The sequence below is a fragment of the Alteromonas naphthalenivorans genome (assembly GCF_000213655.1).
GTDB lineage: Bacteria > Pseudomonadota > Gammaproteobacteria > Enterobacterales > Alteromonadaceae > Alteromonas > Alteromonas naphthalenivorans.
This window is the reverse complement of the sequence record NC_015554.1, coordinates 883,928-910,752: the sequence shown is the minus strand read 5'-3', so window position 1 is coordinate 910,752 and position 26,825 is coordinate 883,928. Positions and strand designations below refer to the sequence as shown.

13 protein-coding genes and 1 pseudogene are annotated in these 26,825 nt (G+C 43.2%); 3 read left to right on the top strand and 11 right to left on the bottom strand.

What is annotated here, in order from left to right:
- From AMBT_RS03835 to AMBT_RS03815, 5 genes are all read right to left on the bottom strand, one after another.
- Complete coding sequence (locus AMBT_RS03835) at positions 1-7,470, bottom strand: Ig-like domain-containing protein (RefSeq protein WP_013783270.1); 7,470 nt, start codon at positions 7,468-7,470, stop codon at positions 1-3.
- Positions 7,471-7,576: 106 nt separating this feature from the next.
- Positions 7,577-8,143: a hypothetical protein gene (locus AMBT_RS03830; RefSeq protein ID WP_013783269.1), complete on the bottom strand. Its 567-nt coding sequence runs from the start codon at positions 8,141-8,143 to the stop codon at positions 7,577-7,579.
- Positions 8,144-8,145: 2 nt separating this feature from the next.
- Positions 8,146-9,309, bottom strand: coding sequence for a hypothetical protein (locus AMBT_RS03825; protein WP_013783268.1), 1,164 nt, complete (start codon positions 9,307-9,309; stop codon positions 8,146-8,148).
- A complete protein-coding gene (locus AMBT_RS03820) occupies positions 9,302-12,769 on the bottom strand; it encodes a carboxypeptidase-like regulatory domain-containing protein (RefSeq protein ID WP_013783267.1) in 3,468 nt (1,155 codons plus the stop codon). Before AMBT_RS03820 ends, AMBT_RS03825 begins: the two co-directional genes overlap by 8 nt.
- A gap of 93 nt (positions 12,770-12,862) precedes the next feature.
- Positions 12,863-13,519, bottom strand: coding sequence for a PEP-CTERM sorting domain-containing protein (locus AMBT_RS03815; RefSeq protein ID WP_013783266.1), 657 nt, complete (start codon positions 13,517-13,519; stop codon positions 12,863-12,865).
- Positions 13,520-13,802: 283 nt separating this feature from the next.
- Between AMBT_RS03815 and AMBT_RS03810 the strand changes: the two genes are divergently transcribed.
- On the top strand, positions 13,803-17,150 hold the full coding sequence (locus AMBT_RS03810) for a CRTAC1 family protein (RefSeq protein WP_013783265.1): 3,348 nt from the start codon (positions 13,803-13,805) through the stop codon (positions 17,148-17,150).
- Here AMBT_RS03810 and AMBT_RS03805 read toward each other — a convergent pair.
- From AMBT_RS03805 to trmJ, 4 genes and pseudogenes are all read right to left on the bottom strand, one after another.
- Positions 17,128-19,146: a multiheme c-type cytochrome gene (locus AMBT_RS03805; RefSeq protein ID WP_013783264.1), complete on the bottom strand. Its 2,019-nt coding sequence runs from the start codon at positions 19,144-19,146 to the stop codon at positions 17,128-17,130. The two genes, AMBT_RS03810 and AMBT_RS03805, sit on opposite strands and share 23 nt — an antisense overlap.
- Positions 19,147-19,289: 143 nt before the next feature.
- Positions 19,290-19,537, bottom strand: a pseudogene (locus tag AMBT_RS22810) (PhoH family protein); the annotation flags it as partial.
- A gap of 61 nt (positions 19,538-19,598) precedes the next feature.
- Positions 19,599-20,423 carry a serine O-acetyltransferase gene (gene cysE / locus AMBT_RS03800; RefSeq protein ID WP_013783263.1) on the bottom strand — a complete coding sequence of 275 codons (825 nt, stop codon included), beginning with the start codon at positions 20,421-20,423 and terminating at the stop codon, positions 19,599-19,601.
- 11 nt (positions 20,424-20,434) lie between these two features.
- Positions 20,435-21,202, bottom strand: a complete 768-nt coding sequence (gene trmJ / locus AMBT_RS03795; RefSeq protein WP_013783262.1) for a tRNA (cytosine(32)/uridine(32)-2'-O)-methyltransferase TrmJ — start codon at positions 21,200-21,202, stop codon at positions 20,435-20,437.
- Between the two features lie 275 nt (positions 21,203-21,477).
- Here trmJ and suhB point away from each other — a divergent pair, with 275 nt between their 5' ends.
- Positions 21,478-22,254 (top strand): inositol-1-monophosphatase, encoded by a 777-nt coding sequence (suhB, locus tag AMBT_RS03790; RefSeq protein ID WP_013783261.1) that lies wholly within the window; start codon positions 21,478-21,480, stop codon positions 22,252-22,254.
- 172 nt (positions 22,255-22,426) lie between these two features.
- Here suhB and AMBT_RS03785 read toward each other — a convergent pair whose 3' ends face one another.
- Positions 22,427-23,713: an acyltransferase family protein gene (locus AMBT_RS03785; RefSeq protein ID WP_013783260.1), complete on the bottom strand. Its 1,287-nt coding sequence runs from the start codon at positions 23,711-23,713 to the stop codon at positions 22,427-22,429.
- 107 nt (positions 23,714-23,820) lie between these two features.
- Between AMBT_RS03785 and AMBT_RS03780 the strand changes: the two genes are divergently transcribed.
- Positions 23,821-24,729 carry a LytR/AlgR family response regulator transcription factor gene (locus AMBT_RS03780; RefSeq protein ID WP_013783259.1) on the top strand — a complete coding sequence of 303 codons (909 nt, stop codon included), beginning with the start codon at positions 23,821-23,823 and terminating at the stop codon, positions 24,727-24,729.
- Positions 24,730-24,772: 43 nt separating this feature from the next.
- Here the strand turns inward: AMBT_RS03780 and AMBT_RS03775 are convergent, their stop codons facing one another.
- Positions 24,773-26,791, bottom strand: a complete 2,019-nt coding sequence (locus AMBT_RS03775) for a putative bifunctional diguanylate cyclase/phosphodiesterase (protein ID WP_158306762.1) — start codon at positions 26,789-26,791, stop codon at positions 24,773-24,775.
- Positions 26,792-26,825: the final 34 nt, after the last annotated feature.

Here is a 26,825-nt window from a genome sequence, read left to right as displayed (position 1 = left end):
TTACAAGGTTTGCGTTGTGAACGAATAACTTCTGCAACAATATGAATTTCCAACGCGGTCTTTAATATATCGTAAATAAATCGTAATTTGCGTATTTTGCGGCAACGGATTGGTCGGCCAAAAGGTAACGACATCACCATTGAATGAGAAAAAACCGTCGTAATAATTTGACCCCGAATAAATTCGAATCTCACCACCTGAATGATTAGACGTAATATTTCTAATATCAAGTGGCTCACTGAAAGTCATCTCGATAGGCGCATTAACCGCATTGCCTGTTGAGCTATGTGCTGGCGTCATAGCTGTAAGGGTTGGGTAAGAATTATCCACTACACCCGTGTTTTCAGTGGTAAACGCCAAGCGATACTCAGCAACTTCATTACCCGCTACATCACACACGCCCGCAACAAGTAGCTCATAATCTTCACCCGCCACCAGATATTCATCCGGCGTAAACGTAATCGTTCTGCGATCACTGCTCAGTGCCACACTGCCCGATACTGTACCTGTACTATTTTGGAGCGATACCGTCTCCTCATTCACACAGTGTGCCGCTAACGTCTCATCCAGAAACAGTCTCACCGGGGCATTCACTGGCACATCCGTTAACCCTTGCGACAGGTTGTTTGCTATCACACTCGGCGCCTGCGCGTCTTCACTGACACCTGCCGTAAACGTATACTGATGATAACTGCCCACGTTATTACCTGCGATATCCTTCAGGTAGCTACCCCAACTGATATACACGTAATAATGATGCCCTTCTTCTAACAATACATCCGGGGTTAACGTCACACGCTTACCGTCTGCACTTAGGCTCAATGTCGCAGCCTCATTGCGTTTTTCCGTATTGTTATACAACCTGAATGACTCACTGGTCAGTGATGTCGGGTCAATACGCTCACTGAAGTCTGCCGTAATCGTCGCATTCAATGCCACGTCCGTTGCACCACTTTTCGGGCTGTAACTCATCAATGACCCTGTTTGTGTATCGATACCCAGCTCTGTTGTGAAGTTGATATTGATGTCTTCTACCTGCACGTTATCTGCCAGGTCTTTCACACCGCTTACATTCAAGCTTAGCGTCTCACCCGCCGGAAGCAGGGTCACCGGGGTGAGCGTGACCAGCGCATGTGAGCTATCCAGTGCACGATTTACCGCAATCTGCTCACCGTTATGAGTCAGGGTAATGCCACCCAGTGATAAATGACTTATCGTTTCACTAAACTTCACTCTCACTCGGGCATTTACCGCCACGTCGGTTAAGCCTTCGTGCACTGATGTGCCTGTTACAACTGGTGCTGCTGTATCTTCTTCCAAACTGGTATAGAAGTAGAAGCTATCTGATGAGTTTGTATTACCACTGATGTCCGCCACACCGCCGAGCCGTGCATTAAACCGTCGACCTGCTGTCAGTACATTGTCTGGTACCCAAGTTATTGTCTTGCCATCCTGACCAATACTGGCACTACCCGCGACATGAACCGAACCATTGTTTACATCTCGTACATATACGGTGCTGCTGTTCACCGTGAGTGGATCAACAACCTCGTTCATTACCCAGATCACACTACTATTTACTGCAACTGTACTGTTCGAGTAGGGTAAATAAGTACTGTAATTCGGACTGGTCAGGTCTGGTCCTGTTCCGGTTGTAAAGGTTTCACTGTGTGAAACAACTTTATTGCCCGACAAGTCTTCTACCTGTGTAATTGTTTCTGTGTGTTCCGTACTCTCTGATAATGGTGAGTAACGGTGGTACAACACTTCGGTATTACTTGCACTGTACGAGATACTCATATCTGCTATGCGTTCGAAGCTGTATGGGTTAATCGCTTCATCAAAGCGCACGTGATAACGCGGATTCAATGCCACGTTTTCCATTCCCGTTGCCGGACTCATCGCAGTTACTCGTGGGGCCTGCAAGTCTTCTACCGCTACTTCACCTGTGGTGAAGCCATAACTGCGACTCCAGTACTGACGGTCACCATCTGTATCCAGAATGTTACTTGACAGACTCACATAATAGTAACTGTCAGCCGATAAGAGTGATTGCGGCGTGATTTCCACTGTACGTAAATCATCTGCCAGACTTATCGTAGCCGGAAAGGCACTGCCATCATTGTTGCGCATCACAATGAATTCATCAGTAATGGTAGTCTCATCCATATCTTGGTTATAAACGATACGCATGCTCGGATTTAGCGACACATTGGTTAAACCGTTACTTGGCAGATAAGCATTAGGCGTTGGTCGCACCCCTGCTGTTGCCGTAGTTGTCGCCATGCGGAACTGACCTTGATAATGGTTCATCGCATTACCTGAATCATCACGCGCTGTGCTATCCAGATAAACATGAACGAGTGCACCTTCTACAAAGGCTTCATCCGGTGTGAATTCGATTGCCTGACCTGATGCTGACAGCGTAATCTGTCCCTCTACCAGTACACCGTTTTCCGCTACATGGAAAGCATCATGTAAGGAACTTTCATCCATTGGCTCTGAGGTGTACATCACTATACTGCCAACACTCGGTACATTATTGGCACCACTGTTCGGGTATAGGCGTGAGACACTTGGCCTACCGTTGTCATTATCTACCACTGCTGTGCTAAATAGGCTGACATAATCCGCCATTGCATTACCGCTTAAGTCCTGCACATCGTCCGTGACGATTACTGACAGTGACTTTCCGGCTGGCCAGGTGCCACGCAAGGTGATTGTTTTACTGTCTGCAGAGCGGTAAACGCTCGGCGTAATAATGCTGCCCTCTGAATATAACTTGAAGTGATTACTGTTGACCGTAGCTGCATTTAACGATTCATTGAAGCTTAGTACGATTGGCGTACCTACTCCTATATCCATGGCTCCGTCTGCCGGACTGATACTGCTTACGGTTGGTGCCGTAGTATCAAGCTCGTCTTCTGTTGTGAAGTAATAATTCCAACAACATGCACTATTTCCAACTCTATCTTTGACGTAGTAAATACTTGTTCTGATTTGTGTACTACCCGGTAATGGCTCACTTGGCGTAAACGTCACCACGCTGCCTTCTACCTGATAGTCACCCGCTACATAACCACTTTGGCCATTCACCTGAACTCGCACTGCATCATTAATGTTTAGTGCATCGACTGCTTCGTTAAAGGTCACCACAATCGCTGTGTTAACTGATACATCTGATGTATTGTTTGTCGGTGTAACACTGCTTATTCTTGGGTAGGCAGTATCAACACTGCCGCTACTATCGGCTGTGAAGTCCATGCGATACTCAGCAACTTCATTACCCGCTACATCACACACACCCGCAACAAGTAGCTCATAATCTTCACCCGCCACCAGATATTCATCCGGCGTAAACGTAATCGTTCTGCGATCACTGCTCAGTGCCACACTGCCCGATACTGTACCTGTACTATTTTGGAGCGATACCGTCTCCTCATTCACACAGTGTGCCGCTAACGTCTCATCCAGAAACAGTCTCACCGGGGCATTCACTGGCACATCCGTTAACCCTTGCGACAGGTTGTTTGCTATCACACTCGGCGCCTGCGCGTCTTCACTGACACCTGCCGTAAACGTATACTGATGATAACTGCCCACGTTATTACCTGCGATATCCTTCAGGTAGCTACCCCAACTGATATACACGTAATAATGATGCCCTTCTTCTAACAATACATCCGGGGTTAACGTCACACGCTTACCGTCTGCACTTAGGCTCAATGTCGCAGCCTCATTGCGTTTTTCCGTATTGTTATACAACCTGAATGACTCACTGGTCAGTGATGTCGGGTCAATACGCTCACTGAAGTCTGCCGTAATCGTCGCATTCAATGCCACGTCCGTTGCACCACTTTTCGGGCTGTAACTCATCAATGACCCTGTTTGTGTATCAGTTTGAGTACCTGTGGTGAAAGAAGTTGATTGTGCAGATTCAAGCAGATTACCACTAAGATCAGAAATACCATCAACAACTAGGGTATAGCCTGTCTCAGGCTCCAAGTTTAACTTAGGCTTTAAGGTTGCTGTGCGCAGATCACTGCTATTGGTAAGGTCTACTGCAACAATTTCATCACTCTTAAAGAGTTGTATGTTCTTAGTTGAATAGCTGTTTATCGCTTCATCAAACCTCACATTCAACCTGGCATTAACAGGTACAGATGTTTCTCCTTCATTAACACTAATACTACTGATCAGTGGAGCAACACCATCAGCATCAAACGCTGTAGTAAAATAGTAATTACGGTTAGACATGGAATTACCAAAGAGGTCTTTAATTCCACTTCTCAAATATATTCTGTGTTGCCTTCCTACAAGAAACGCCGCATTAGGGGTAAAAGTGATAGTCGTGCTATCGTCCTTAACATCTATTAACCCTTCAATACGTTCCCTTGTCGAGTTATCTTCGATATAGAAGCTATCACTGGTTACACTTTCCGGGTCGATCCGTTCACTCATCACCACAGTTAATGCAATATTAACGGGAACGTCTTTTGCGTTGTGAACTGGGTTAATATTGCTAACAGTTGGTCTAACTGTATCAACAGTATTTCCGGTTTCGAAAGTAAACCGTTGTTCTTGTGCCAACGGATTACCTGCAGTGTCTTTTACAATACCGATAACAACTTCATGCACTGTGTAATCTGCCATTAGTGCATTAGGCGTAAACAATACCTGCGTATCACCGCCAATTAACTTAACATTACCCGGAACTGGTACTCCACCGTCTCCATACACACGGATAGAATTAGCGTTGACAGACTTACGCGATAGAGCCTCTGAAAAAGTAACAATAATAGCACTGTTTTCCGCCACCTCAGTTTCATCAGTAGTCGGCTCAGTTGCAACTGTGGTAGGCGCAATAATATCGGGGTTCGCTGGGTCGGTACCTGCTGCAACCTCATCGCCGTCTTTTCTGCCATCGCCATCGGAATCCTGATTGTTAGGGTTAATCCCACGCGCTACTTCTTCCCCGTCTATCAGACCATCCCCATCGGTGTCAGGGTTATTGGCGTCCGTCATCCAGGTGTTAGCTTCTTCTTCATCACCGAGACCGTCACCGTCTTCATCATTTTGCACTTCAAGCGTAACGGTAACCGTTGTTGTACTGTTAGAGCCCAGATCTGTTGCTACTGCTTTAACCGCAATATTTCCAACATTCTGAGGAACAGTGAAAGGAACGGAATACGGATAGGTAGTGTCCTGTGCAACGAGCAAATTATTGACATAAAAATCGACTTTGCCAACGGCAATGTCATCCTGTGCATCTGCAGTTAACGTTAGTCTTGCACCTTCAACTGTAACGCCGTCTGTTGCAGGCTCAACTAGCGAGACAGTTGGAGGTATTCCATTCGCATCGTTTAGCTCTCTATATTGCGCGATAAACAGTTTCGTATCGCCCGTCGCTTTGTAGTCTGAGCCCACAACATATCTTTCTTCTGTAATAAAAGCATGGGTTGCGTTAAGCGCAATACCGGTACCTGCGTAATCACCTAAAGGAGAAAGATTGATCGTATCCTGGAAGAATGGTTCGTCAGGATTTTTAGTATTCACATAAGCAACAACATTTGGGAATAATTGCTCAGCAAAAAAGGTAAAGCCATTTGTCACCGCAACATCGCGTGGAACGAAGGTCCTGTCTCCGCCTTTGAGTTCCAACATTCCAGCATCCGTGATCTTATAAATACGATAGCCAGTGCTGTAAGCTGCAACATAAACATATTCATTACTGATTTCGACGTCTTTAACTGTGCCGATATTAACCGAAGAAAGGTGTAATGGCGCTGATGGGTCTTCAATATCAAATAAGGATAACGTTGTTCCACCCACGGCGACCATAAAGTTGTTTTCTACAGCAATACCTTTTACATCGGTAAGGTGTTCGGTAGAACCAATTGCAAAAGGTTTGTTAGGATTCGCAACATTGAATATTTCGATACCGGCAGAGCCATCCGCAACAAAAACGAAGTCTCCTTTTACCGATAAGTCTTGCGCAGTGCCAGCAGTGTCAAGTTTTGATACAATTTTCGCGTTTTCAGGTTCAGATATATCTACTATTTGCACACCCTCAGAACCGTCAGCCAAATAAGCGTAGGATCCAACTGCTTTAACATCGATGCTAATACCCTGTGTATCTACACTTCCAATGATTTCAGGATTCAAGGTATCTACGACGCTAATCACTTGCAGCCCAGAATCGCCAGCGGCTATATAAGCTAAGTTACCTTGAATATCGACATTATTTGCGTAGCCCGGAATAGACACCGTAGATTGCACAACTGGATCGAACTGAGTCACCGTCACATTAACAACGAAACTCTCGTCACGGTTGGTCACCGTTATTGTCGTTTCGCCTGATTGACCCGCAAAAATTTCGCCGTCTGATAAGCCGAAGTTAGCAATGGTTATATCGTCGGTAGTATAGCGAGTACCACTAGATTGCTGAGTTAAATCTACAGAAGTGCCGTCAAGCATGTAGCCTGTGACAGAAAGCTTGCCGCTAGCTTCACCATCAATGGCATTATAAGTTAGGAGTAAGTTCTCTGGGGATACCGTTATGAAATCAAGATAGTCTGTCAAATTGCCGCTTTCTGAATCATTCGGATCTGAACCACCGGCTATTTCCAGTCCATCAGAAATACCATCTCCATCGGAGTCAGCTAAAAGCGGATTAGTAACAAAACCATTCGTTCCACCAGTAAGTTCTTCTAAATCAGTAAGACCATCACCATCTGTGTCGGCTTCAAAAATGTTGGTACCCGCCTGATACTCTTCGAGCGCCGATAACCCATCGTTGTCGTGATCTTCTAACGCATCAATTGGGTCATTTGGATTAAGTCCAAGCGCACGTTCTGCATCATCCGGAATTCCGTCTGAATCCATATCGCCACCGATTCTGACTTCTACTCGACGGCTTGCTAGCACGCCATCCTTCCTAGCACTTATGAGTGCAACACCATTAGCTCTAGCTGTAACCACACCGTCTGTACTAACAGAAGCAATCGTCTCGTTTGTACTTGAGTAGTTTGTTCCTTTGTCCCCTGCAGTTAAGTCATCTACACTGCCATCGGCAAAAAAACCAGTGACGGTTAAAGGGAAGGTTTGTTTTGGATTGTCTAGAAGGAGCGTATCCGTTGTCGAAAAACGCAATGATACGGGGATAGGATCCAATTTTTCAAACTTGATATCACCAACTTTTGTAATGCCGTTACGTACCACATTAAAATAATCACTTTGACCAGAGACGGTGCGGCCATCTTCCAGTTTACAGGTCGCTCTGGCTCTGATTTGCCCCATATTGGAAGGAACGTTTGGTAAAGCCCAGCCACCATCTTCACTTACTTGAATGGTACGATTTAAAATATTTATGACACAGTTTTTATCAAGCTCTGTTGCATTAGTCTTGAGAAAAAATGCTGAAAAACATAAACCAGTGAGTAAAAGTAAGTTTAATTGTCCCTTTCTCATCTCTATCCCTGCGACACTCATTGTGGTGTATATTGGTTAACTTAAACAAGCAACTTTACTGCAATTGCAATCATTTTAATGTGAGCAAAACTAATTATTGGTGGTGTCAAGCCTCTAGACTTTCCACTTCTAATCCCAGTATTTCAGCGAGTACATCTGAATCATTTTGGATTTGGTGATAATCACTGTGATACATTAAAACAACTCTTTTTTGGTTATTGGTTAGAACGCTTAGTTCAAAACAAGTGAGTGGCGACTCAGTACTATATATTCGAGTTGTAACAAGCAGAAGCTTTTCAAACGAATCAAAAGCAACTTTAGTTTTCGGGCTATTCGAACTGCCGACATTCAGCACTCTTTCGTTTAGGTCAAAATAGAATTTTCTTCTGCTTCTTCTGCATATAAAGGCCGTACCTAAACTAAAGAGTCCCCCCAGTGTAAACACGACAATAACGAATTCGGTTTTCGAATCAAGGTTTGGCTCCAACTGCCAAACTTTAACCGACATAAATATGCACACTGTCCAACAAAATATGTGTAATCCCCATTCAAACAAATAACTTCTGAGGTTAGGAGTGATAGCGACTACATCTTTATTTATGTTCAATTTGGCGTTGCAATAACTAGAAGCAACTAGGTTGCCTGTAGCATCAATTTCGTCGCCCGCTTTCAAATTTAAGCTCTCTTATTAACGATAGAAGCCATTTTTCTATAAAACTCTGGAGAATTAACAATCTCTTGAAGTTTAAAGTTGTTTGGTGTTTGTTTTAGTTTTTTAGTTTTTCGATCCAAAGTAATAATAACTAACTGCTGTTGATTTAGTAGTGAAGCAGTAATGATGACGTACATTTCATTTCTAGCATGAAGTACACCCTCAACTTTCACTTCATCAATTTTGGACAACCTGTCCAAATAAGCAACAGGCGTGTAGTTGCTTAGGCTATAACCCAAGCGAGGATCTATCACAGGAATAAGATTTCTCGTAGAAAAATCGAGCCAATGGGCATCTAAAGACGTTTTATATGTCTTTTCTTTAACTATTCTTTTTACTGTATCTCCGCGCACAGCCCAAAGTTCTCTCAGGAATGACTCTAAATGTGTGAACTGAACATTCTTATCTTGTAGTTTACTTTTTTTATCTGCATTAAAGTTCAATGGCTCGTTCAACCACTCAACTTCAAAATTAAAAACGAGCGCATTTTGATTAGAATCACTAATTGGCTTGGGTCTATAGCTAACAGAGTATGGCAGGTTTGGCACTTTTTTTAGTGGCTTAGCGTAAACATCTGTAAGCACACTGGAGAAGATAGAACTCGAAGTTTTCCCATTAAGCAATAAATTGCTGATGTGGCATTGGCTATTTTCTGCACATATAACCGCCTCGTACCAGCTCATAACTTTCTGAGGAGCTTCGGTGAACCAATCAACAATAAAAAGTTCGTAATCTCCCCAAAACAATTTGTGAGTGGCATCAGCTTTTCGCAACTTAGCAAACCCCTCGAATTTATCAGGGATATTATTCAGTTCTCTACTCATCCAAGAATAAGAACCATCTTTAACATACGACAACTTTCGCAACTTTGCCTTGTCGTTTTCCTTCGCAAGTGTGTAATACCTAGATAAGGTTTGAATACTGTTTTTAGTATCGCTCTCATTCAACGACAGTTGAGTTTTATGAAACAAATTATCTACAACAATGCTACCAGCAACTGAAACCTCACCTCTGGGCGATTCGGCCAAAATAAATGAGGTTCTCTTTTGCTCTGCTAATGCACCAATTGAATATGAGCTTAAGAAAATACAAAAAAATAAAGCTTTAAAAATTCTCGTGCTATCCACACGTACCTCCTGAACCAGCCTCACCAAAAGTTACTGAAACTTCGTTTTGATATTGATATTTATATAACCCACCTACTTCAACTTTATACTGAGCATTTGCTTTAAACTCCGCTTTGCCATAGCTATAGCTATAACAATCAGAGCTGGTGCATTTTTCACCTTTATAGTCTTTGTAATCTGCAGAAGCACCAACATTAATAGTTGATGAAGCTTCAGCTTCACCTGCAATTAATTTGTCACAGTCTTGTTCATTAAAAATATTACAGTATTCGACCGCGCCTGCGACCTTTGCAAAAACACCTAAAGCTAGCGACCCTGAGGTTCCGAGCTTCAATAAACCGCACGTTTCTGGGTCACACTCTGATTCTTCTGTTGAACCAGATGCAGAAACACCTAAATTACCTTTCGCACCAGGCCCAAACTCAACCTCACCACCTAGTTTAACTGGGCCATAGGTTTTGATTGGCAACTTATACAATAGGCCTAGTCCAGGAACAATAAAGGTCGCTTCCAGTGAACCTGAGCCCTTTAATTCGGTTTTAGTGTATGGTTTCGGGTTTTTGCCAATAGAGCAATCTTTGCAGCACTTTTCACCACTTTCTTCGTTTAATGCAAATGAACCTTTCATTTCAAGCTTTGCGTACGGCATACCATTGTTTAAAACATCAAGTCCTTTTAACAAAGGGTGATCGCCTTTTACCTCAATGGACTTTGTTATTTTTTCATTACTTGCTTCGCAATGGTTTCCACAACTTCCATCTTTACAGGTGTAACACGCTTTAGCATCGGAACCGTCACCACATTCCTGTTTATTCTTACTTTCATCTGGCACTTTTTCACCGCCAGAGCACATTCCGCACTTTTTGTCGTCTTCAGATATATCTCCATCATCTGGAACATCAAAAATTGGATTTTCCCCATCGCACCCTGGCTTTTTGCAATCGTATTTCACATCTGCACTTACCGGAATGTCGCCCGGATTTGGTTTAGAGCCCTTGCACAACTGTGTTTTACAATCTTCTGGCGTCTGCTGAGAACGAGGTTTATTATCCTGTGCAGGATCTCTTACACATGAACTGCCTTGACACTTCTGACACTCTGGACAGTTGTGGGCTGTACCTGAACCGCCCGGCTGTGAACCACAGTGCCAGCCTGCTTTCACAACACCCACACCAGGGTTGGATGAAACAACTGAGCCATCTTCCGAAACTGTACCCAAACCTATAGCTACGAATTCTTCTAAGTCGTGATCAAAAGAATACATTTCAACCTGTGCACCTGGCGCATGGCCATCTACATTAGGTAGCGTTAATTTCGCAGCAGGAGAGAAGGTCGCGCCAACTGGCTGGATTGTTACGATGAATTGAGGTTGCATGCCATTGGGCGGCGCCATTGGTACTTTTGAAGCATTTACAGGTGTGACTGAAATAATCCCTTCACGCGAACCGTCTGGGAATGTCACTGAATCTTTTGCGATTTCCAGTTTAAATCCTGGGAAGTTATCAAGAGTAAGTACTACGTCTTCTTTACCCGCATACACACCATTATCTGTGTCTAGTTTGACCATGTAGATCGGGCCAGAAAGTGGGTTGTCCACACCTGACACGGTTACAATATGATAGCTTAACGTCGGATACTCACCAAAAGCAGTCGTGGTTGAGCCATCCACGATTAAATGAACCGGTCCAACTGGCGCTTGATTAACAGTGAACTGACCTTGTTGATCTGTAAATGCGGTCCTGTCTGTGCCTTCTATACGCACCGTCACACCGGGCAAAGGTTTGTCTTGATTGTCCAGTACAACACCACTTACGCTAGTGATTCCGGCGTCTGCTGGTACAAATGCTGTCGCAGAGAAACCTGCCAATAAATCCATACCCTCAAGCGAGTCAATCAATACAGCTTCAACGCGCTGGGCATCTATGCCCGTAAGTGAACCTAAAGTAAGTTGCGCCGACGCACGACCATCGCTGTCGGTCGAGGTTTCATAGCTGCTTTCTTCATTTTGGAAAGCACCCTCGCCTTTAATCACATCAAATCGTACACGTGCTCCTTGCACTACATTGGCACCACTGTCTGTTACTGCAACAACAAACGGAGCTGGTAAGGTTTGTCCTACAACACCACGCTGATTATTACCTGAGTTAACGCTGATTTTGTCGCCCGTTACGCTGGTTGCTGAAGCAGGGAAAACAACCTCGTTTTCAACCCCAACAACTTTAGCGCGAACCTTATGGTTAGCGACACCTGTGCGATAGCCCACCTGAAATTCAGTGCGCGCCATACCTTCAGCGTCAGTCGTCGCAATGATAGCTCGGCCGGATGTTTCTGGCGTGCTGCCAACAATTCCCGCACCTTGCGTTACCCTGAAAACAACAGTTGCATCTGCGATTGGCGCATCAGAGCCATCAACCAATTTTACAATTAGTCGTTCAGGTAGTTTATTGCCGATTTGTGCAGTCTGGTTTTGGCCACTTACCAATACTAAGCGTTTATCTGTTGCAATTTTGTAGATAACTTTTTGCGATATAGATGCGCTGTTGCCTGATTCATCGATAGCGGTAACCGTAAGAACATTTTCGCCCTCGTTTAAGGGCACATCCGTTGCGGCATAGCTACGGTTAGACACGGTCGCTTTAATGCCATTAACTTCAACCGTTGCCTGTTCTTCAGAGACGGTTCCGCGCACAATATCATTAACTAGGCCTGTTACAGTTATTTTGTCACTGTAAACTTCTTGTGCTTCTGTATGAGATTCGATTGTTATGTAAGGAGGGGTTAAGTCCAGTGATACAGAAATAGAATCGGTTGTTTGCTCACCACTTGCATTGGTCGCTCGTGCTACGACGGTATTAAATCCTTCGATTAGTTCAACATTGGCACTAAATTGTTTGCCATCATGCGCAATGACTGCACCATTTAATGTTAATTCCGCATTTTCCTGATTAATAGTACCCGTAACATTTACTGGCGAACTTCCAAAGGTGGACAACGTGGTGGGTGAAAGGATATCCACTTCCAGTGCTACAGGCTCTAATGATACCTGAACATAGGCAGAGCCACTGATATCGAAACTGCTGCGCCCACCAACAATAGTGATGGGACCAACCGTCAAGCTTTGACCGGGTTCCAGTATCTGGTTTTGCGGAAGTGCTACAACATAGTCCAGTTCGCCTAACTCGCCGTCAGCATTGCCAACCGATATAGTAGCTGGCGTAAGCGATTCGATAACAAAGCGGACCGGGCCGTGTATCGGTTCATCACTATTGTTTGTGATTTGTGCCGTAACGGTAGCATCGGGTGAGCGCCTACTACGTGTTGGGTTATTCCAGCTTACTTCTATATTTGTATCTTTTACCCAACCATCTGAATTCGCTTGCGCATTCGCCTTACCTACGTTCACGAGTAAAGCAGCAACCGAACAAACGAATATGAAAAGTAGTGACTTAACCGTGTTCAAACTTTTATCTCCCTGATAACTCGATCTTTTAAAAGAACGAGCGTCTTCCTTAAAAAGGACCTAATTAGCCCCTATAATAAATTTGTTTTTTGTTTACGCAGACTTGCGACAACGAGCTAACAGCGTGAGGCCAACGAGTAACATAATGAAGGACTCTGGTTCCGGCACAGGCACCGGCGTGTTATTGTAAGTAAAGAGGACATTGTCTACTGAGTAGGAAAGATTAAAACCATCATCTTCATCGGCAAGTTCAAATGAGATGGCAATTCCTCGGCCTAACCAATCACTCATATCAAATAAGAAGGTTTCAGCTACATTTCCAAGTGCAGGAATTTCAAACACAGCATCAAAGGTGTAGTCAACCGCATCATAAATTGCCAAAAAAAGCGTGTCACTGAAAGCAGAGCCGCCTTGCTCTGTTGGATCAAAAAGCATACTTAGTAGCGCCGCATCGACACTTAACATTGATACATTAGGGTCAACCATGATTGGAGAATCAAAAAGGAAGCTTCCATCATCACCTTGTATTAGGACGGCTGCAAACGGGTCAGTATTATCACCTGATGATAAAATAGCCTGACCGTCATTCTCTGTCACTGAGCCAGTGAAACTCGCGTCGCTCCAGTCATTCAGTCCTGATGAAAAATCACCATTATTAATTAGGGTCGCAAGTGCTGCCGTACTAAAAAAGAGAGATTGCACAAGACATAAAAGCACAATACAGGCTTTAGTTATTTTACTGCTTTCCATAAACCGCATCCATTCTGTTATTATTTTTTCCGTACAAATTACGCCCAGCCTGCACCCACGGGGTCGTATTTCATGAACCTTAAGACCTAGTGCAAATCATCGACGTATGAGTAAAGCACTAGAAATTGTATATTTTTCACACCAACAGGTAAATATTACACTTGTCACTTTTTCAAGTAAAGAATATTCTTTTTTCTTGTTGCTATTCTGTGAACGGAATAGACTTTCGTTAAAGGCATCTTCCCCGTAAAGTGTTACAGTTTATTGAAAAACAAGGATTGTTGTGAAAAAAGCTCTTCTTAATATCAAAGTACTACCTACCTTTGGATTGATAAGTGTTATCTGTTTATCACTAAATCTCATTTTTGATTTTACTTTTTCGACAACCTCCAAGTCAGTAAATCCTATCAATTTTCAAACTGAGCAAACGCCTGTTCAATTTGTAGAATCAGCCTTTGTAAAGGGCATCATGTTCAAACATATTCAGCGCACTGAAAAGCTATCCGGTATCAAAGATGCAATGGGTTCAGGTGTATGTGTCATAGATTTCAATCAAGATGGGTATGAAGATGTATTTGTTGTGGGTGGCGAAGGCGTTACTCGTCGATATGGAAAACAACATTGGTGGAACAACCCGACAGGTTCCAAGCTTTATCAGAATATCGCCGGACAGTATTTTACAGATGTCACCACCTTAGCAGGAGAAGCGCAGTTACCTGGTGGATATGGCTGTGCTGTTGGCGATTTGAATGACGATGGATATCCAGAGCTAGTTTATGGTAAAACTAACGAATTAATCTTGCTCACTAACATAAATGGCAAAACTTTTAGTCGGTCCACAATAGGTGAGATCCCAAAACCTTACTGGCCGCTATCGATCACTATTTGGGATCACAATTTAGATGGCAAGCAGGATATTCTCGTCGCCAACTTTCTAGATTATGAGAATGACATAAAGATAGGGAACCAGGAATACGGGTATGAAACCGATTCGCAATTTAATGCTGAAAACTACAATGGATTAAGAAACGCAATTCTGCTGAATAGCGGTACCCAAGCCAACACACCTACTCCTCTATTCGAAACTCTGCAACTATCAAGTTATGACCGAACTTTAAGTATTATACCCAAACAAATTATTGCCGGAAATAAGTCCGCTTCAAGCGGCTACTATATTGCAAACGGCTCAGGTTCAAATTCAGACTTTATTGGTTTTGGCGATAACCAGTCAAGTGACCTCTTTACCAAACTATTGAGTTTTAAGAAGTCCCCCAACGTTCAACTCAGTTCTATAAAGGTTTCAGATAAAACTGCATTGTTGTTCATCCCCTTTGGAGGGGGAAGCACTCAATTGCATTTGGCAGGTGAACAAGTAAACAAGGACAGAGCTTGGCAATTATTCGCAACGTCCGATAAGGACGCTTCAGTGCAATCTTGGGGAGCAATTGTTGAGGATTTAAATAATGATGGCCGTGAAGACTTCATCATAGCAAAGGGCAACGCAGAACCCCATATTGACACCCCTTATGTGCCAGTAGGAAATGTCAATTCCGGAAGACTTCAGATAGCCAATGGGCGATTTGAGTCAACTTTATTTTCCCAGTTTCCCACACTAAAACGTTCCTCCCGAGGGATCGCGTCTGCTGATTTTGACAACGATGGGAAACTTGATTACGCCGTAAACAACAATAATGGTGCGCTGTCACTGTATATGAATCGCACTGACACCAATAATAATTGGATATCTTTCACCTGTCAGCCAATAAACCTCTGTAATCTAGTAGAATTTACTTTAAACACTGAGTCAAACACGCAGTTAGCAACCAAGACATTAGTGAAGCCTCAGCCCTTTCTGTCTTCAAGCCAACGCAGGGTGCATTTCGGCCTAGGTCAATTTGAATCTAACGTATCTCTTAAAGTGACAGGACCTGATAACAAAAATATTTTTGAAAACTTAGCACTAAACAACATTTATCAGTTGAGTTTGGCACAAGGCAAGATCGACATTATCTCGAAAAAAACAAGAAGCCATACTGACTCAATTGAGGCCGGCCATTACAATTTTTTTGCGTATATAGATTTACCGGTAAATGAACTTATTCCCGCGCTATCGCAAACAATTGATCCCTCGCTTAGCTCACTGCTGACATTTGCCAGACAATTAAACCATGATAAATTTGTAACAGTGAAAACTTCGCAGGCGAGAAGTCAGGAAGTCATCACATTAATCAGTTGGTTATTTAACCAGATGCAGCGATTTCCGCCATCGCAGCAGCGTGGTGAACTTTATGCCATGCTTATTGAGTTAATCAGTAAAACCGAAAGTGATCTGTTTGTAGAACACTTGGATTATTTGATTCGTTCACTGCCAGAACCACAATTTTGCCAACTAACAGATAACCTTAATTACTGGTTCTGGGAAGAAGAGGTGGCTCCATTAAATAAGCCAGTACTGAAGTCTCAGTTATTGCACCGCGCGCTGAGAACGCCCTTCGAGTCTGAGACAATTTGTGCGCTTCATGCTTTGAGCGCGAGCGAAGACCCAACAATAGGCGCTTCGCTCATGGCATTTCTTCGCCAGGACCAACAGAATCAACACGCATCAAACGCCCTAATTGCATCCGTCATTAGAACAATTGGCTTTTTGAAGTACCGAAAAGCACTAGCCCCATTAGCGCAGATCTGTTCCAACGTTAACGAACCGGTTCTTAAAGCCGAATGCGTAGTGACGTTAACTAAACTTGACGTAAAACCTGGCAGGATAAAATCTATTGTTGAGCGGACTGAAAATGATGAATTGGTATTCAGGCTTCATACTGACAGACTTGTTTTACAAAACGTTTTTGGGCCCACAATAACGACGGAATCGGACCCAACTAAAACTTCGTGGGTCAGCACCTACCTTAATTCGACTCTGTTTAGTCATTTTTCCATCGCCCATACTATCGATATTGTCTCAGCAGCAACAGAGCAGGATAAATTGCGAGCGATAAGTCAACTCAATCGGTTGCGCTCAGAAAAGGATATTGAACGCATTATCTTAAAAATGAACCAACTCGGTCTGCCCCTATCTGAAGATTACTCACAGTTACTACTAGAGCATTATCCTGAGCAATCTTGGTTTATTCCTTACTTAACTTTGCAAAGCTTACAGTCCTTTTTCGAAAACCAAGATTTAAACCAGTACTCCCCAGCATTTCGGTCAGCTATATCAAAAGAGTGTCGTATTCGCGCTTCTTTAACAGAGTATTGTAAGCAACGCTTTGAGCCAGACATGAAGTACCTTAGAAGTGGTTTTAGTGCTATCTTGGAAGACAACCCCATGGCACTTAGTTACTTGATGCAATCCGACTCAAAGGTGAAAAAACGGGTAGTGATAAATCAACTGGCCCGTGCTGCGCGAAATGTACACAAAGAAGGGTTAACAGAACAAAGCCCACAGCTGACCAGAATTTTTGAGTTTTTGTATCTTCAGCACAGTTACACCGGTGTCTCTACTAATCAGGTAAATAATGTTTGGATTGCTAGCTTTATCCGTTACGCGCAAGCTAAAGGTTATGTACTTGATTCGCAGTGGCGCCAGCATTATGTGCTCGCATCAAAAAAAACTACTGACTCGCTGGTGCTTTGAGCACTTTTACGCTGACACTGTCTCGTGCAATATCTATAATTGGATTCGTATCAACTGATTGTTTTAGATTAACCCAATCTAAATACTTCTGGTTGAGTTTGCGAAACTTAAGTGTGGCTGAAATAGTAAGTGGTGATGTGGCCCAGTCTGGCACTATGAGATCAAATTCTACGACGTCAGTAGACCCCGCAGGGATCACATTAACATAACTTCGCCCAACCATATTGAACAAGTCGTGACGCCATACTTCTTTACCGTGTCTGTCGATTGCGATTTCTTTGTAAACAACCGTGTCTGCCCCCAAGGACCCGTCTGTTTGCAACTGACCACTGGAGGTGACAAGACGTTGCTGTCCGTCATATACCTTAAAGTCAATCCAAGCTTCATTTAAGTCTATGGTGCCACCGGGAAAACTATGCCCAACGCCTTGATTCGTCAATAACACTTTGATTTTTTTGTGCTCTCCCCGATACATCGCAACCGGATATTTGTGCTGGTTTCTCAGCTCAGCTTTAAGGTACAGTGCGCTTTGTTTGGCCTGCTCATCTTCGGGAGGCTCAATCGACAACTGAATTTTGTCTTGCTGCAGAAATTCTTTGGTCATTTCAAATAATGTTTCGTTACCGAAATGTTTCGCCAACATTACGTTGGCACCGACAAAGTAGTGAGAACGTACTTGCCCTGCGCCATCGGCTGCGATGTCGTCAGCCTTTATCATCGGCATGTGGCAGTCTTGGCATTGTTTGTTTTGTGGATGAGAAAACCTCAGCTCTTTAGGCGAATTAAACTTACTGTTTGACCAGGCTAGAAATTCATCCTGCATTTTTACCCAGCCCCAGTTATTCATGGATTTATCCATAAACTGGATATGACATGAACTGCAAAATTGCGACTCTTGCAGCAGCGGTGATAAGAGATCCTTCGCATGACGCTGTGGAACCAACTTTAGCGCCTGTTGATGTAAAAAATTAAGAGGCCATACATCCACATTGGCAAACAGATATGATTCTCTGGGGGAAAAGTGAAAACTTGCCACCCCTTCTGAGCTAGTTAAGTGACTCACGCCATGACATGACATGCAGCTGATCCCTTCTTTGTTTGCAACAGTACCTAGTTTACCTCCATGGCTCCCCCCCGGTGTTAACTGTCCAGTTAACAAAGCCACTGGTGCGTGACACCCCTCACAATATCGGGTTGGTGCAATGCCCTTAGATTCCGTCAGCAAATTCACGTTTCGTACGTATGTAGGGTCATCCGCCGCATGTCTGTGCGTAGAAGCCATCCATTGCTCACCTATCCCTTTATGGCATTCAATACATTGTGCAGATTCTGCAATATACCTTCGTTGTACAAAAGTACCACTCTCGGTCATAGTTAAGCTGGGCAAAAAAGGACCGTCGCCATAAGCATAAAGATAATCGTCCACCGTATTATTTGGGTAGTTATTTTGGATTAAGTAGTTTCCAGTCAACAGGGTAATGGTGATAGCACATGCAACCCCTACTACAACTAAAATAGGTTTGATTATTTTATTAGAAAGCGTAATAAACCCAGACGGAACGCTTGAACGTCTGTTTCTTGGGAATGTTATGTAATGCCAAATTAAATGAACGACTAACAGGAAAAGCGTTAGGATTGCACACACTATGTGGCTGTCGAGCAACCAAGCTTGTTTTTTTAATACTCCGGTAAAACTGATCAGAACACCTGTTAGCGCGAGATAGCAGATTGCAAGAAATAAAATCACGCCAAGAATGATCGAGCCAGTCCGTCGAAAACCCACCGTTCGTTTAAAATGCTTATAGGAGTAAAAAAAGAAAATGGCACCAATTACATAACCTGCAAACAGGTGCACAAGGGCTAGCGCCTGACGAAGCCATCCCCAACTTAGGTTCAGCGCATAAGAAGTAAAACCACTAACAACGAGAATTAAGAAAAGGGCAATAAAGCCGTGTAATAGAGAAATTTCCTGTTTATGTTTGTCTGGTATTCCCACTACGGCACGTCCATGTTACTTCTGGCCTTGTTTATTGAGCATGGAAATATATCAAGAGGAGGTTGGAACAGCCAGTTTTAATTTTATCGGTATGGCAACATGAAGTCAGTGATCGAACAATAATAGCGTTGGCCTTTCGGTCAATACAGACGGTTGGCTTTTTTCAGAATGTAGTTCACAGGCCTTTAGCGTTCTCGTCATGTTTGTGAAGCACTTCAAGTGAATCGGTTATAGCCGCCAGCCAGGGCAGCAATTTTTCTTACTCTGTTCGGTAGAAAGCCAATGGAATAGGTAATTTCTGTCAGACACGCGCGACAATGATTTTGTCATACATGTCGCGCTCTACTACCATTTCTCGAGCAGCGGCTAGCGTAAAAAGGGTTTTACCGCTGAACTATTTAAGCTCTAAAATTAGTAACTTAAATACCGTTAGTTTAACAAACCTCTAATGATTAGATTGTTGGGTCAAACGCCTCTTGGCCAGCTTTAGCTTTACTCTCATCTGCAAACTCAATACCCGTATCAGCGAAATCTTGCGCAGATATGTTATGCAAGTTATCAGTACAAACGTCACCGCCGAGTGATTGAATCACTTTGCACATCTCTTCCACCTTGGTATCCATTTGATGCATATGCTCCAGCATGATGCCCATGGCATTAGCGACAGGATCTGGATTGTCAGGCGCAACTGCATAAGCATCGAACCCATATTTTTCCGCAATTTTATTGCGGTTGGGGTTAACCTGCGCTGCATCACTTTGTTGTTTAGAGATAATTATACGCCCAGGAATACCCACTGCAGTTGCCCCCGCAGGTATATCTTTCACCACTACGGAGTTTGAGCCTACTTTGGCATTTTCCCCTATGGTAATAGGACCAAGCACTTTAGCGCCCGCGCCCACTACGGCGCCTTTTTCTAACGTAGGATGACGTTTCCCCGGCGTCCAACTTGTACCGCCCAATGTCACCCCGTGATACAAAGTAACATCGTCGCCCACTTCTGCAGTTTCACCAATCACTACGCCCATGCCATGGTCGATAAATACACGGCGCCCTAAGGTAGCACCGGGGTGAATTTCAATCCCAGTCAGCCAACGGTTAAATGTAGAGAGGCTACGTGCCAACCATTTCCAGTTGGCTTTCCACAATTTGTGGCTAACACGATGCAGCCATACCGCATGTAAACCTGGATAGTTGGTTAAAACCTCAAAGGTATTTCGTGCCGCTGGATCGCGATGAAATACCCCTTGAATGTCATCTTTAATTCTAGAGAACACGAGTGCCTCGTCTAGTTAGGTGATTCATTATCGTTATCAATTTCAGGCTCAGGTTCAGGCGCTGGCGCTTTCACCGATTTATCGATAGACGCCAATATACCACGTAGTATGTTCAGTTCTTGAGACTCAGGACGCGCGCGATTGAACAAACGTCGAAGTTTAGTCATCACTACACCAGGATGGCTTTTACGAATGAAAGAGGTGCTTTCCAAAGTCGTTTCCAGATGGGTATAGAAACGCTCTAAATCTTCGTTTAGTGGGTACTCTTCTTCAACGCTGGGGTAGGTTTCGCGATTAAGATAGGCCATACGAATTTCATAACATAAGGTTTGTACCGCGGCAGCTAAGTTAAGCGAGCTATATTCAGGATTTGCTGGAATACACATATGGAAGTGACACTGCTGCAACTCTTCGTTGCTTAATCCACTATTTTCACGACCAAATACCAGTGCTACGGGGAAATTACTGACTTCCTGTACTAGTTTTTCGCCGCATTCACGTGGCCCAAGCATAGGCCATGAATGGGTTCTAGAACGGGCCGAAGTACCGACCACCAAACCACAATCAGACACGGCTTCTTCTAATGTACTCACTATTTTAGCATTGGCGAGGACGTCTCCAGCACCTGCTGCCAAGGCACTTGCTTGGCCATCAGGCTCATGAACAGGATTAACTAAATAAAGGCTACTCAAGCCCATGGTTTTCATTGCTCTCGCTGTAGAGCCAATGTTGCCAGTGTGTGATGTACTCACCAAAATAATACGGATGTTCTCGAGCATGCTTTTTATTACCTGTAGCCTCGTCAATATTGAGCGAATAGTAGCACAATGGCGGTATAGATGGCTATCTGAAGGCCTACATTGATGCCTCAAACCAGTCGGCATCATCCGTAGTTGTGCGACCTACCCACATTTCATTTGCATCACACGAGCATTCTGGTTAAGATGCGCGCGTTTTGAACACCTTACCTTGTGGGTCACTTGCGTAAAACGCATGTTGGGCTAACCTATGGTCAAGGTCTGTTCTTTGGTCTTTTACAATTGGTGGTTTATCTATGCATCCTATGCTGAATATTGCGGTGCGCGCAGCGCGTGCGGCTGGCACAATTATTGTTCGTGGTTTCGAAAAACACAACGAAGTAGCAACTGAATCAAAAGGCGCTAACGATTTCGTTACGCAAATCGATAAAGATGCTGAACAAGCTATTATTGCTAAAATTCAGCAATCATTCCCAAATCACTGCTTTATGGGCGAAGAGTCTGGCGAAACTGCCGGCGCAGATACAGATTTCCAGTGGATTATTGACCCATTAGATGGCACCACCAATTTCATTAAAGGCATTCCTCATTTTGCCGTATCAATTGCATTACTTCACAAAGGTCGTCTAGACCAAGCTGTTGTATTCGATCCTATTCGTAGCGAGTTATTCACAGCTAGCCGTGGACAAGGCGCTCAGCTAAATGGTTACCGTATTCGTGCGTCTAAGCCTCGTGATTTAAATGAGACTATTCTCGCCACTGGCATGCCGTTTAAAAACAAAGCTAAGTTTGGCGAGTATGCGCTAAGCCTAAACAAAATTTTCCATGAGTGTGGCGACATTCGCCGTGCAGGTAGTGCAGCGTTAGATTTAGCCTACGTTGCTGCTGGCCGTCATGATGGCTACTGGGAACGTGGTATTAAAACGTGGGATATCGCAGCAGGCGAACTTATTGTTCGTGAAGCTGGCGGCCTAGTAACCGACTTTAAAGGCGGTAACGATCCACTTTATAGCGGTGAAATTGTTGCTGGTAGCGCCAAGGTAGTTCAAGGCTTAGTTAAGCATTTAAAATAGCCTTTGAATTTTAGAAGGCAGCTCATTGACTTAGTGTCTTATATAAAGTGAAAAAGCGGTGTTCATACACCGCTTTTTTGTGCCTGTTTATAAGCTGGCTATTTTTGCTAACTTTCAGACTGGCTTTGCTGCTCGCTTAGTAGCTGGTCTTATTGCTAAATTTGTAACCGCTTTAGTAGCTGGCTTTAGTAGGCGCTTTAATCGCGGTCTTTGAATAAACCGATGCAGAAGATGGCGTAATGGTTGTATCAGTATCTCGGTTAGTTTCTTGCGACTTTCCCTTCAAGCCAAATAGTAGTCGTGTAACCATGTTTCTTTTGGCAAGTTCATAAGTTAGCGCACAACCAACTAACGTAAATAGTAAAATGAGCACAAACTGAATGCCTACTGGAAAGCCTATTGAATGCAGGCTATACGCGGCCACTACAATCAGTGTTTGGTGCATCATGTAGTAGGGAAGCACACCGCCATTAAGGTATTTTACCCAGCCCATGGGTTTATTTAAGTAACGCTTACCAAAGCCCAGTATCGCCGCCAACCAAGCCCAATGATTCAGCACTACAATATAACCGACCATCACTCTGAACCACCAATACTCAGTCATCCAGTCGCCAACAGGCCCAAACATGTCATGCCTATCTGCGATAATAAGTGAATACATGCACAACGCCACCACCGCGCTTACATAACGAGTACGCTCTAGTGCTTCCCATAGCTTGGGCTGCAAAATGATAACGGCACCTACCACCATAACAAGGAAGTATTTAGCATGGCTGTACCAGTCATTTAGCAAATCGTGTGTAGTGGGGTATGTATTTCGCAGCATTAGCCATATTGCGACCATTGCTGTAGAGGATGCAAAAGAAAAGCTTATTATTCCAATCTGGAGTTTTGCTAACTGAGCCATTATCGGAAACAGCAAAATTAACAGTAACGAATACACCCACAAGTAAGGTAAAAACCAAAGGTGATTCCACGTGAGTAAGCCAATGTCAGAATGACGCTCGGCAAGCCACTGAGTATTAGGGTTAATGTATTCTAAATAGAACTGCGTAAAAGTGGTGTCTATCACCCCATTAACCGTCCATTCAATATAAACTTGTGGGGCAACTATCACAAACATGCCAAATAATAACGGAATCATTAATCGTTGAGTTCGCTGAGTTATCAACTCCCCTGCCCGTTTTAAGAATAAAAGCGGTTTAGGCTCTACGCGCGTCAACAATACCGTCAGTACCATCGAAGAAATTAGAAATAACAGCGACATTCGCCACTGATTAGTTAAAATCATCACGTCTTGCAGCCACGCTTGAGGCTGTTCACTTTTGATATGCCATCCCCATTCCAACACGTAGTACATACCAATGTGATAAAGAATTAACACACCAAACGCAATAACTCTTAATGCATCGAGTGCATAAAATCGGGTTGATTCGCTGCGATTTATTGCTTGTGTCATTTCTGTCTGTCCTATTCAATAATGTAGTAATAGGGTTTGATATAACGTACATTTTCTTACTTGCACTAGCATAGAGTGACGAAGGAATGAGTAATTGGGGGTAAGCGGTGGGTAGCAGTGACGAAAAACTCAGTCAGTTTTTTCGCAATACAGAGCGATATCACAAATGGGCAGCGTTTTTACTGCTAGTGATATATTTATTTTTGAATAACTCGATTAATGCTGCATCAGATTGGACAGAGCTATCGAGGGATTCAAATAACAGTACGGCTTTGTGGGAGCCTTATCTGTGGGAATATAGCAGCGCATTGGCCACTGCATTATTAGTCGTCCCCCTTATTTATTTCATTCGTAAACTTGATACTCATTCATTTAGGGCAAGGACATGGCTACTTTGGCATTTTGCGTTTGCGAGCCTTTTTTCAATTGCACATGTCACTTTGATGGTGGCCTTTAGAGAGCTGTGCTATTTACTATCGGACAAGGAATACAATTTTGGACCTATAGCCAACGAATTTTTCTATGAGTACCGTAAGGATTTATGGGGTTATATCACCCTTATCACCTTTTATTACATCATAATGTTCAGTTATAGAAGACTTATAGGAGAGGCTTCCGTTATTCGGGAGCATGATGAGCGTGTGGAAGTTAATGGCGCTAGAGGGAATCCCTCCACCTCGGGCATGCCCGACAATTTGTTGGTAAAAAAGCTAAACAGAGAATTTTTAGTAAAACTTAGTGACGTCTATTGGGTAGAAGCATCGGGCAATTATATCAACCTTCACACCTCAAAATCGACGTTTCCATTGCGATGTACCATGAAGCACTTTTGTGAAAGCGCAAGTGAAAAAGGCTTTATTCGCGTTCACCGTTCCTTTGCTATTCAATACACATTCATAAACAATATTGCATTTGAAGAGAGTGGAGACGGGACCGCCATTTTACTGGATGGAACAGAGGTAGCTATATCACGGCGATACAAAGAAAGTTTGAAGTCGCGATTAACCCCTAGCTAAACGGGAATCATTGTAAGAGAAAATACACTTAACGATAGGTGTATTATAATAGCGCGTCCTCTCTAAGCGCATTTCTCGGTGTTATATGGGCGGGTTTAAACGAATGGAAAAACGTTTCGAATTTTTTTGCCTGCGCTGGTTTAGCAATAAAATACCCTTGACCAAAATGACAACCAAACTCTGTTAACATCTCAAGTTGAATCTCGTCCTCAATCCCTTCAGCAACCACTTTAATATTTAGGTTTTTTGCCATCTGAGCGATAGTCTTGCATAGTGTGGTACCCGCTGAATCGATACCTAGCTGTTGGACGAAACTTTTGTCAATCTTGATAATATCAATTTTTAACTGTTGCAAATAAGATAGCGAAGAGTAACCCACTCCAAAGTCATCAATAGCGATCTCAACGCCTTTCTCTTTCAGTAAGCGTAGGTCTTCAACCACTTTCTTCCTGTCAGTCATCAATGCCGTCTCGGTGATTTCTATCGCTATTGCATTTGCGCCTAAATTAGCGGTATCGAGACTGAGGATCAATTCAGATAACCAGTTGTCTTCTGGCTTTAATTGCGCGGCGGAAACATTAATATTTACGCAAAATTCAGGGCATAAATTCTGTCTGAACACGCGGACATTGGCAATAGCATTTTGAAGAACCCAATTTCCCAGCTCGACAATTAAGCCATTTTCTTCCGCAATAGGAATAAAGTCCTGAGGTGAAATAACGCCCTTCGCAGGATGATGCCAACGGATTAAGGCCTCAGCCTTATCAATTTTTCGTGTTTCAATGTTATAAATCGGTTGATAGAAAAGTTCTAGTTCGTCATTTTTTAACGCCTGGCGTAAATCGCTTATCACCAGTTTTTTGGCTTCTAGTTTTTCTAACATTGAAGCATGAAAGAAACGATAGCAATTCCTTCCTGACGACTTTGCATCGTACATTGCTAAGTCAGCTTTTTTCATTATCTCTTCTGCAGACTTACCACACTCTGGATACGAACTCGCGCCAATGCTAGCGGTAATATGAACACTTTCATCTCGGATCAGGAAGGGTTTGTTAAACTCATATCTAATTCGATTAGCAATACTTTCAATAACGCAGGGTTCTACCACATTCTCTAGGAATATAGTGAATTCATCACCCCCTAGTCGCGCAAGGGTATCCCCTTTGTTAATAATGGCCTGTATACGCTTTGCTGCATCAACAATTAACAAATCACCATAATCATGGCCTAAGGTATCGTTTACTTCCTTAAAACCATCCAAGTCGAGAAATAACAAACTAAAGGTATGAGTCTCTGAATTTTTACTTACCTCGTTGATTAATTCATAAATATAACGCCGATTTGGCAAACCCGATAAACTATCTTTATAAGCTTGATCACGTAATTCAATATTGGCCTTTTTCAACTCACCGGTTCGTTGTTGTACCGTGCTCTCTAGTAAGTTATCCCGAAGGGAGATAGTTTCTAACATTGAGTTAAATCCCTTCGTTAAATCCCCTATTTCATCAAAAGAACTGAATGTCGCTCTTATTGAGTAATCATGGCTGTGAGTCACCTTATTCACCACTGCTGCCAAGCGCAAAATAGGATAGATAAAACGCTTGCTGGCAAAGAGTGAGAGAAAAAAGCCAAGAATGATTATGGCGATAAAGATAGCGCCTAGAAATATTAGGTAAAATGACACGTGTTTTCTTATTGAGCTATCATCCGTATAAATAATAAGTGAACCATAATATGAGTCATATGCTTCTAACGAAGCCTCAGTTTTAGTGAGGGCTTGCTTATCTAATCGTGCTGCATTCTCAGCGATATCAATTGACGTAAACTCATCACCCTGCTCATCAATCACACTCACCATGACCACACTGTCTTGATGGGCTAGTGGCTCTATAAGTTCATGGATAGTTTCTTTGTCATTAAAAATGAGTGATGCAGTTACATTTGGCGCCAGTATTTGTGCCAGTGAGTTTACCCGCCTAATCTCAGCACTGCTTAAGATATTGATTTGATACACAGACATGACTAACAACGTAATAAGTGTAGAAAACGAAGCCACAGCCATGAACATAGCCGTCAATCTAAATAATAGTGAACGC